This window comes from Paenibacillus sp. E194 (assembly GCF_000935845.1).
In the GTDB taxonomy this organism is placed as follows: domain Bacteria; phylum Bacillota; class Bacilli; order Paenibacillales; family Paenibacillaceae; genus Paenibacillus_B; species Paenibacillus_B alvei_B.
Genome location: NZ_JMDX01000199.1, coordinates 1 through 10,616, shown reverse-complemented (window position 1 = coordinate 10,616; position 10,616 = coordinate 1). Strand labels below are relative to the sequence as shown.

At 48.4% G+C, this 10,616-nt stretch carries 8 protein-coding genes; 4 read left to right on the top strand and 4 right to left on the bottom strand.

The window, feature by feature from the left end; genetic code table 11:
• Window positions 1-29: 29 nt before the first annotated feature.
• A complete protein-coding gene (locus AZ66_RS21975; RefSeq protein ID WP_052648756.1) occupies window positions 30-2,012 on the bottom strand; it encodes an LTA synthase family protein in 1,983 nt (660 codons plus the stop codon).
• 247 nt (window positions 2,013-2,259) lie between these two features.
• A complete protein-coding gene (locus AZ66_RS21970) occupies window positions 2,260-3,420 on the bottom strand; it encodes a THUMP domain-containing class I SAM-dependent RNA methyltransferase (protein ID WP_044356790.1) in 1,161 nt (386 codons plus the stop codon).
• A gap of 82 nt (window positions 3,421-3,502) precedes the next feature.
• On the opposite strand from AZ66_RS21970, the gene AZ66_RS21965 reads away from it, so the two are divergent.
• The 3 genes from AZ66_RS21965 to AZ66_RS21955 all read left to right on the top strand — a co-directional run bounded on the left by AZ66_RS21965 (window position 3,503) and on the right by AZ66_RS21955 (window position 7,014).
• Entirely contained in the window at window positions 3,503-4,138 is a 636-nt protein-coding gene (locus tag AZ66_RS21965; RefSeq protein WP_021260148.1) for an O-methyltransferase, read from the top strand.
• Between the two features lie 113 nt (window positions 4,139-4,251).
• Window positions 4,252-5,598 (top strand): sodium-dependent transporter, encoded by a 1,347-nt coding sequence (locus tag AZ66_RS21960; protein WP_044356789.1) that lies wholly within the window; start codon window positions 4,252-4,254, stop codon window positions 5,596-5,598.
• Window positions 5,599-5,673: 75 nt separating this feature from the next.
• Window positions 5,674-7,014, top strand: a complete 1,341-nt coding sequence (locus tag AZ66_RS21955) for a sodium-dependent transporter (protein WP_021260146.1) — start codon at window positions 5,674-5,676, stop codon at window positions 7,012-7,014.
• Between the two features lie 65 nt (window positions 7,015-7,079).
• Here AZ66_RS21955 and AZ66_RS21950 read toward each other — a convergent pair whose 3' ends face one another.
• Window positions 7,080-7,952, bottom strand: a complete 873-nt coding sequence (locus AZ66_RS21950) for a Cof-type HAD-IIB family hydrolase (RefSeq protein ID WP_082061680.1) — start codon at window positions 7,950-7,952, stop codon at window positions 7,080-7,082.
• A 143-nt stretch (window positions 7,953-8,095) separates the two neighbouring features.
• On the opposite strand from AZ66_RS21950, the gene AZ66_RS21945 reads away from it, so the two are divergent.
• Window positions 8,096-9,085: a LacI family DNA-binding transcriptional regulator gene (locus AZ66_RS21945; RefSeq protein WP_044356787.1), complete on the top strand. Its 990-nt coding sequence runs from the start codon at window positions 8,096-8,098 to the stop codon at window positions 9,083-9,085.
• A 143-nt stretch (window positions 9,086-9,228) separates the two neighbouring features.
• Here AZ66_RS21945 and AZ66_RS21940 read toward each other — a convergent pair whose 3' ends face one another.
• Complete coding sequence (locus tag AZ66_RS21940) at window positions 9,229-10,440, bottom strand: MFS transporter (protein WP_021253269.1); 1,212 nt, start codon at window positions 10,438-10,440, stop codon at window positions 9,229-9,231.
• Window positions 10,441-10,616 lie beyond the last annotated feature (176 nt).

The window sequence follows — 10,616 nt, the reverse complement described above, 5'->3', positions numbered from 1 at the left end:
TGATGCAGCGGCTCTTTTCGTTGTTTATTTTATTTCTTGCGTTCACGCAATTGTTGAATTGCGTTGTTCATAATGACCTGATCTGAGATGTGAAGTCGGTTCTGCGCTTCTGCCGCGAATGGCTGGCACGCAGCTACATCAGTTGGCTGGCGTGTCCCATAATCATAGCAGGTACCGTGCTCTAACAGCCCATCAGCGGATGGTACATAGTACACACTGCCGTTCGTGTATGAGCCATTACGGAAGACGACCAAGCGATTTGCTGGGTTCAGCAGATTTTGCCCCATGAGGTGCTTATCGCTTGCATCGATTCCGAGCCAATGCAAGAGCGTAGGCTCAACATCTAGCTGACCGCTCACGGTATCATAGGTACCTGCATTTGCTCCATCAGGCAAGTGCACGATTAGTGGCACTTGGTTTTTCATTTCAAGCATATCGAAATCACTGATCTCATGTCCAAGCATGCGAGCAAGCGGTTCGCGATCTTCAATCGAATTATCATGATCCCCGTACATCATCCAAATTGTCTTATCCCATAGACCGCGCTGCTTCAGATCTTCAATCATTTCGCCCAGTGCTGCATCTACGTAGTGGATAGCTTGCAAATAGTCGCCAAAGATCGTGTCCTGATATGGCTCGACATTCAGCTCCTGTTTATCTGCTGGCAGCTTGTACGGATGATGGCTAGTCAGCGTAATAAGGAAGCTATAGAATGGAGATTTGCCGTCAGCCATGTGCGCTACGGATTGGTGCAGGAATGACTTATCACCAAGTGACCACCCAAGCGGCTCGTCTATCTTATAATCGGTACGGCTCATAAAGGTGTCGTACCCCATATTGCTGTACATAATATATCGATTCCAGAACCCCGCATCATAGGCATGATACGCACCAGTGGAATATCCTGACGATTTCAGAATAGATGGCAGCGAATCATACGTTTGATCTGGATAACGGATAAAGACAGATCCGGTTGGCAATGGGTGAAGGCTTGCGTTCACTCCAAAGTCTGCATCTGATGTCCGTCCTTGTCCGGTTTGATGGGAGAAACGACTGAAGTACATGCTTTCCTTCAACAGCTTGTTCATATTCGGTGTAATCTCTTGTCCGTTGAAAGACTTGCCAATGACAAAATTCTCAAAAGCTTCTGCCTGCACAATGATAACATTGCTGCCCTTATATTTGCCGAAGGAGGCAGGAGGCCCTTGCAGCTTCGCACGGTGATCGTCGAACCAATGCTGCGCCTTATCCAACTCTTCTTCGCTAAGCTTATTTCCGCCGAACCATTTCAATTCAGCATAGCGGTACACATCATACCCATGAAATCCGAACAGCCCTGTTATGTTATAGATGGAAGCATTCCACCAATTGCTCGAGAAGACGCCGGATGCCCATGTAGTCGTTGCTTGATGTATCGGCACAGCCATCATTAATGCGCCTATGACAAGGCTAAGAATATATGTGATTAAGCGACTCACCCATGCCGGTCGACGGCGCCGTTCACTGCTAAGCGAGTATCCACTCCGATGTTCCCGGCGTTCCTTGGACAGTACTCTGAAATATATGATCGTCAATGGAATAACGATGATCCAATCGATGAATAGCCAGATGTCCCCGATATGGATCAAGGATGCGATACTGTCGCCAAGCGAACTAACTTGTCCAGCTTGCAGCAGCACCGGTACTGTGATGAAGTCTTGAAAATAACGAAAGTATACCAAGTCGGAAAAGATAAGAATTGTAAGTAGTACATTGAGCACAAGCAGTACCATTGTACGCCAGCGCTTCGACAGCCAGAACGTCCATCCGGCGATAAGGATAACAGCGCCAAGTGCGACGAAAAAGTCGGGCGTGGTCATTGTCATATAGGGGATCGATAGCGTTCGATCGAACCAAAACAGCTTCCACATTATCAAGACAATGAACCATACCATATCGAATCGTCCGAATATGGACGAGAAAGAAAGACGACGGCTTGAGTTGTGATACGAGCCATACATAGACGAATTCATACTTCCATCCTTTCTGTACTTCTACTTATTCAAACAATCTACATCATACCAGATTTTACGATAATGTAATAATTGAAAAAGAAGGTACCTGCTACAGCAGTGGACTTCGTTTATCAATTTACCAATTATTAAAAAATGAAGGTATTTACGTCAACGTTACTATCCGATGGATTCGATAAAAAAAGGCCGCCCCATCCTAATCGAGTGACGTACAACTCGATTGGATAGAGGCGGCCTCCGATTAAAATTAAGACTGTTGCTCCGGACGCGGCTTGCGTGGTGGGAGCGGGCCCATGTATTGATAAAACTGGCATTCGATATTGCCGTTGTACAGCTTGCGGCGCTTCGTTGCTGGATCGCCGATTCGATGTTCGAACTGGCGGTTTGGACTAATGACGAACATCGACCATGTCGGAAGCGTCTTATAGACGAAGCCGAGCTGGCGGATCATGCGGTCGACTTCTTCCTGCTCACTTAAGCGTTCCCCGTACGGCGGGTTCGTCAATATGACGCCGTAATCTCCGGTAGGCTTAGCCTGTGCAACTGGTGCAACTCGGAATTGGATCTCACGACCGAAGCCTGCGCTCTTCGCTGCTGCTTCAGCTAGGCGAATCGATTCTGGATCAATGTCAGAGCCCATGATCTGCAGTTCAATATCGTCCCGTACAGCATCGAATGCTTCATCTCGTGCTTCTTCCCAGTATGATTCGTCAATGACGGACCATGATTCACTGGAGAAGGAGCGGCGAAGTCCGGGAGCTACATTCCACCCAATCATAGCTGCTTCGATGAGCAGTGTGCCGGAGCCGCAGAATGGATCATACAGCGGCCGCTCTGGATTCCAGCGGCTAAGCTGTACAAGTGCAGCGGCCATTGTTTCTTTGAGCGGGGCTTTCCCAGTCAACTGCTTGCGATACCCACGCTTATGGAGTCCAGCCCCTGTTGTGTCTAATGTAATGGTGGCGATATCGTTAAGCAGGGATACCTCAATCCGGTATAACGGCCCTGTTTCCTCAAACCACTCAATATGGTACTGCTGCTTTAATTTATCAACAACTGCCTTCTTCACGATGCCTTGGCAGGCAGGCACACTGGACAGTTGGGATTTGTGTGAGCGTCCATCAACCGGGAATTCGCCGTGAGCCGGAATCCAATCATGCCAGTCAATGGCCTTGGTTCCTTCAAATAGCTCATCGAAGGTGCGGGCAGGGAATTGTCCCATCTTAATTAGTATGCGATCCGCGGAGCGCAGCCATAAGTTGGCGCGGCACACATCCAGCGGGCCGCCAGTGAAATTGACGCGTCCGTTCTCGGTTTGGGTTTCATATCCTAGTTGCTGCAATTCGCGTGCGACGACGGATTCAAGCCCCATCGGCGTAGTTGCGATTAACGACCAAGGTCGATTCATTGTTCTCATTCAACTCCGTTTTCTCGTCTGACTTGTACTCATATGGCATTCATCATATCATAAAAAGCAGGAGGTTGTGAAAATGTCTAATGAAGCGGTTGAAACGTATTTGGAACAGCTCTATAAGAAGGATCATGAATTAGAGAAGATTAAGGAAAATATTCGGCAACATGGCTTGCCTGATATATCCGTACACGAAGGGTACGGAAGATTGCTGACCATGCTTGTAAGTATGTCAGGGGGCAAGGATGTACTGGAGATTGGAGCCCTAGGCGGTTATAGCGGCTGCTGTCTGCTTCGCGGAATGCCGTCAGACGGCAAGCTGGTATCGCTTGAATTGCGTCAGGATTATGCGGATATTGCAAAGAACAACTTGACAGAAGCAGGATATGGAAGTCAAGTGGAATATAGAGTCGGTGAAGCGATGAACGCGTTAGCTGAGCTGGAGAAGGAGCAAGCGAAATTTGACTTCTTCTTTATTGATGCGGACAAAGGGAACTACCCGAACTACTTGGAGTATGCGATACGGTTGGCTAGACCGGGCGCCATTATTGCGGGAGATAACTTGATGCTGCGGGGACGCACCCTTGATGAATCCAAGCAAGGGCCAGCTGTACAGGCTATGCGTCTCTTCAATGAGAGAATTGCTCAGGATGAGCGCCTGATCAGCACGCTGCTGCCTGCCTATGACGGCTTGGCGCTCGCGATTGTTCGATAACCGTAATTTGGTGTATGAATTCCGCAGCCGAAGCCCTAAAATCATGCGTGAAGCCGTTCCTTCTTATGTTATAATATGTGACAGCAATTAGACTATGAAGGATGGATCATGATATGAAATCGGGAGAACAATGGACGTCCAAGCTTGGATTCATACTGGCTTCTGCCGGAGCCGCTATTGGTCTCGGAGCTATATGGAAGTTTCCGAATGTAGTCGCAACGAGCGGCGGAGGAGCCTTCTTTCTTGTATTTATCTTGTTTACATTCGGTATCGGTCTTCCGCTGCTCCTTGCCGAATTTCTTATCGGTCGTGGAACAGGCAAGGAAGCCGTGTCCGCTTATCGGGATCTGGCGCCAAACAGCCGTTGGCACTGGGTCGGATATCTCGGAATGGCAACATGCTCGCTGCTGCTCTCCTTTTATAGTGTAGTAGGCGGGTGGATTGTCCTGTATTTCCTTCGTTCGGTAAGTGGTACATTGCTGGAGAACGGACGAGATTACGGGCAACTATTCTCGCAAACCTCAGCAGATCCGTGGTTTGCGGTACTGTCACAGGGCGCCTTTATGATGTTGACGATAATCGTCGTGTCCAAAGGGGTTACGGCGGGCATCGAGCGTGCAAGCCGTATATTAATGCCAGGATTGTTCGTGTTGTTCCTGGTGCTGATTGTGCGTTCCTTGACGCTGCCTGGAATGTATGAAGGTATTGTATACTTTTTGAAGCCTGATTTCAGCAAGCTATCCTCGGAAGCGTTGCTGAATGCACTGGGGCAGTCGTTCTTCTGCTTGAGCGTAGGCGGATCTTGTATGGTGACCTACAGCTCCTATTTGAAGAAGGGGGAATCGCTTGGCAAGCCTGCACTGTCTGTCGTTGGCTTAAATGTGATGACCTCATTCATGGCGGGAATCGCCATCTTCCCTGCATTGTTCGCGTTGGGGATGAAGCCAGTGGATGGGCCTGGGTTGCTGTTCGTGACTTTGCCAAATGTATTTGAGCAGCTTCCGTACGGCAGTATATTTATAGCGGTCTTCCTCGCTTTGTTCCTGTTCGCAACACTAACATCAGCGTTCTCGCTGCTTGAGATCGTTGTCGCTGCCTTCTCGCATCATGATGCGGTACGTAGAAAGCGAATGTGCTGGTTGTTTGGCACGATTATTTACTTGCTCGGCGTGCCATCTGCACTGTCGTTCGGAATAGGCAGCGAGCTGACATGGTTGAACAAGAATGTATTCGAGTGGGCAGACTTCGCGGTAACGAATGTGATGCTTCCACTAGGGGTACTGCTTATTTCCTTATTTGTCGGCTTCCGATACCCTCGGGAGCGATTGAAGGAAGAATGGAGCACAATGCCATCAATGTGGCATAAGGGTCTAATGTTATATGTAGTGCTGCTGCGCTACGTTTTGCCAATTATCGTAGGTATTGTGTTTTTGCACGGAATGAATTGGCTTCCGTTCTAAGTACTACAATCACAGATTAGGCAACAAGCAAGTTGAGATGATGACAACGAGAAAGAACGGTTGCAGGAGGAATTCATGAAGGGTAATGAGCAATGGACTTCGAAGATTGGATTTATATTGGCCTCGGCGGGATCGGCCATTGGTCTCGGAGCGATATGGAAGTTCCCGAATGTCGTCGCCACTAGCGGTGGCGGGGCATTTTTACTTCTGTTTCTTATTTTTACATTAGGCATTGGCTTGCCGCTGCTTATTGCAGAATTTGTGATCGGTCGTGGAACAGGCAAGGAAGCAATCGGTGCATATAAAGAAATTGCGCCAGGCACGCGTTGGCATTGGACAGGATATTTAGGGATGGGAACTTGTTTCCTGCTGCTCTCCTTCTACAGTGTAGTAGGAGGCTGGATTCTACTGTATTTGGCCCGTGGTATTGTAGGGGGATTGCTCGTAGAAGGCAGAAATTATGATGAGCTGTTTGCGCAGACAGTCTCCAATCCATGGACTGCAGTCATGGCGCAGCTATCCTTCATGCTGATTACGATTGTCGTCGTCGGTCAAGGGATTAAGTCAGGCATTGAGCGAGCAAGCCGCATCTTGATGCCCGGACTGTTCATCCTATTTCTTGTCCTTATTCTTCGATCGCTGACACTTCCGGGTATGACTGAAGGGCTTGAGTACTTCCTTATGCCTGACTTCAGCAAGCTAACCGGACAAGCTATTCTGAATGCGCTGGGACAGTCCTTCTTCTGCCTCAGTGTCGGTGTATCTGTTATGGTCACATACAGCTCTTACCTGAACAAGAAGGAGTCGTTGGTGAAATCTGCGACGTCGGTCGTTAGCTTGAACGTGTTGACTTCGATAATGGCGGGAATCGCGATTTTCCCAGCGTTGTTCGCATTGGGTATGAAGCCGCAGGAAGGTCCAGGTCTGCTGTTTGGCACGCTTCCAGCACTGTTCGAGCAAATGCCTTACGGCGGAATTTTTATTACGTTATTCTTGGCACTATTCTTATTCGCGGCATTGACTTCCGCATTTTCGATGTTGGAAATCTTGGTGTCGGGCTTCTCGCGCGGGAATAAAATCAATCGGAAACGACTAAGTGTGCTGTTCGGTATCTTGATCTTTTTGGCTGGTGTACCTTCTGCGTTGTCCTTCGGTGTACTGTCCGAAGTTCAGCTATTCGGCTTGACGATCTTCGAAGCTGCTGACTACGCAGTAACGAATATTTTGATGCCGCTCGGCGTACTGTTAATCGCATTATTCGTCGGCTATCGATTCCCTAAGGATCGGTTGAAGGAGGAGTTCCGTACAGAAGCAGCATGGTGGCAGAAGGGGCTTGCCCTATATGTGATGCTGTTGCGCTATGTCATTCCGATTGTCATTTTGCTCGTATTCTTGAACCTGCTGCACATTGTATAAGAAATCATATTAAATAGAACATACAACCCTCCGGCCTACATGCCGGAGGGTTGTTCATATATGTGTTAAATGAGACCAATTGCTTGCAGTCCATTCCGAATTCCGTCTTCATTATTTGAGGATGTCACATAATTAGCATGCATCTGAATATCATCGGATGCGTTCCCCATCGCCACACCAGTGCCAACGAATTGTAGCATTTCGATATCGTTCGTACCATCGCCAAAAGCATAGCAATGCTCCCGAGAAAATCCGGCATGCTCAATCATCTTTTGCAGCCCAACAGCTTTTGTTGTATTGGCATGTAGAAAGTCTACTGCGTGGGTATGCCAGCGATGCTGCTGATAATCAGGGAAGTGCGCGGCGTATTCCATTCCATCCTGCTCATTGCAGAATAGTAAGATTTGGTACACGGGCTTATTCGAATCACTGACCTGTCGAATTGGTAGTCGCTCAATTTGGAACTGCTTCAGCGCCTCGGTAAATGTATTATGCTTCATGGACTTCTGCATGGCATCTGCCTGCAAGTAGACGAGAGGATGGTTGCGCTCGTCAGCCATTGTGGTCAATCGGTCAACTTCAGCAGCTGGAATCGGATTATCATGGATAACCTGTCCTTCAAAGACGACATACTGTCCGTTCATGGACACGAAGGATTGGATATTGAGCTCCTCGCATACCCACTTGAAGGATGCTGGACAGCGGCCGGTTGCAATCGCTGTATATATGCCGGACTGCTGGAGCTGCGTGATAGCCTGCTTCGTAGAAGGATCGATCCGCTTCTGTTCATTCAATAATGTTCCGTCTATGTCAAAAAATACGATGCTTCTTGTCATCATTTCTCTCTCCTTCTTCATGCTGCTCGGCTGCGAGCCGTTCTGCCGTAACGCCCACTTCCATGAGACGAAGCAATGCTGTACGTGTTTCATCACATGCATCGGTTACGCCAGCAGATAACGGCTACAGCTATAACGTAACAGATGAAATGCATTTCATAGCAAGCTTTTTTACTTTTTTTCAGACAACGGTTACCATGCGTTATAATAAAGAGTGCGATGGATGAATGAGGGGGATTACGTATATGGCGAATATTAAGCAGATTGCGGAGCTATCGGGGGTATCCGTCACCACGGTATCCCGTGTATTGAACAATCATCCCTATGTGAGTCAGGAGAAGCGTGAGGCCGTCATGCAGGTGGTCGAGCAGCTTGATTACAGTCAAAATTTCAATGCGGTTCATCTAGTCAAAGGGAGAACACAGATGATTGGCATCCTCCTTCCGTGCATGGATATGCCTTTCTTCTCCAGTTTCATGACGGGATTGGCAGATGAAGCGCTGAAACATAAATATAACCTCGTATTTTTTCAAACGGATTATAACGAGGAGGAAGAGCTGCGTGCGCTTCATATGTTGAAGCGTAGACAAATTGATGGACTGATTATTGTATCGAAGGATTTATCATGGGATACGATTGAGGAGTACGCACACTATGGGCCGATTGTGTCGTTAGAGCATGCTGGCAATCGCCCGATCACCTCGATCAGCTTCGATTACTATGGTAGCTACAGCTATGCCATGCGCTATCTAATCGATAAAGGTCATCGACATATCGGGATATCAGTCTGCAGGGAGTATAGCTACAATAGTTCAATCCGCTTGCAGGCCTATATGGATGCTCTGCGGGATGTTGGTGTAACTCCCCAAGAGGATTGGATGTTCTATCGAAGCAGTAACATACAGCATGGAGCTGAGGTGCTTCAGAGGTGGATTGCCATGGACAATCGTCCGACCGCTATTATTGCTTCTGGCGATGAAGTTGCGGCTGGGATTATATTGGAGGGGCGGAAGCAGGACATCTATGTGCCTGAACATCTGTCCTTGATAAGTTGTGAGAACTTCCCTATGGCGGCTGTAATCGGAGTAACTTCGATTGATTATCGCAACGAGGAGGCTGGTGCTGCCATGTTCCAGGCTTGCTATACCCGCATTATGCAGCCAGAAGCGATGCCGGAGCAGCATATTATGCGTTTTGAGTTCGTAGAGCGAAGCTCGGTGGCGAGTCTAATATAGAACAAGACCCAGGGCATCCCTGGGTCTTGTTGGCGATATTCTCGTTATGTCTGAAGCCTACTGAGGTAACCGGCATGCTGCTGTGACCTATTCTTGAACTGCTTATGAACGACTATTCAAATGGAACACGTGCTTCGCTAACACTACGGACGGACTTGTGCACGTGTACTGCCGTACAACGAGAAGCGAGTCCACACAGTATTGATAAGCAATAACGCTCCCGACATAATAAAGATTCCCTCTATCCCGATCACGCCGGAGACCAATCCTCCGACGATTGGCCCAACCATATTGCCTAGTGCCAGTGTACTGCTGTTGAAGCTGTAAGCTCGGCTTTCCATTCCGTCAGGCGTATATTTGCGAATAAGCGAGTTGACGGAAGGGAGAAGACCTCCCATAAATATGCCAAGCACGAATCGTACGGCAGCAAGCTGCCATACTTGATTGACGAATGCCTGAGGGATTAAGGAGCAGGCTGCACCAATAAGACAGACAGTCAGGATTCGATGCGACCCGATCCTATCACTAAGCTTCCCGAGTATCGGTGAGCATATCATATTGGATAGCCCGGTAACCGCACTGACTATGCCCGCAAGCAGCGCAAGATCTTTCTGTGACCCATGCAGCTCTTGTACATAGAGCGGAAGCAGCGACATCGGGCTGAGCATTGCAAATTGAAGTAGGAAGGTTACAGCCAATAACGACTTCAATTGCGGGATGCGAGCCAATTCCTTGAAGCCCTCTAGTACAGACTTTTCGGCTGCGTCGGTTGCCTTCTCGCGGTCGAATGATTCCTTCACCATGAACATCGTCAGCAAGGTCGCGAGGAAGAGCAAGGTGCCTGTAATGTAGAAGATAGGGCGATATCCGACCCAATCGGCTAGAACGCCGCCAATCAGTGGACCCAAGATAGATCCGGCAACGACGCCGGATTGAAGCACACCCATCGCGAAGCCCATTCGTTCCTTCGGTGTCGTTGACGATACGAGGGCAACGGCGGCAGGGTTGAACCCGGAAATGGTTCCGTTCAGCATGCGCAGCAGCAAGAGGTGCCAAGGCGTCTGCGCTAGCCCCATTAACGCGGTTACTGCTGCCATCCCGAATCCAGAGCGGAGCAGCATTACTTTACGACCGTACTTGTCGGCAAATTTTCCCCAGATTGGCTGGAAGATGAATGAAGTGAAGAAGTTCGCAGCAAATATAAATCCCGACCAGAGTGCGATTTGATGGGTATCGGTTAGCCCGATATCATGCTGCAAATATAAAGCGAGAAACGGTGTTACCATGGTCATTCCCGCCATGGCAAGAAATGAACCGAACCATAAAATGATGAGATTCAGTTTCCATTGCTGCATATATCCTGTTCACCACTTTCTTAGGTCACGGTCCGTCCGATGTGCCAGCAACTGGTATCAGTATACCATATTGTACTATAACAATGTTGTCATATTGAAAGGTGTCATGCCAATCAATCTTACACCTCGTTAAATTTCGTGAATCTCACTGTGCACCGTATGTTGGATTTCGCAAA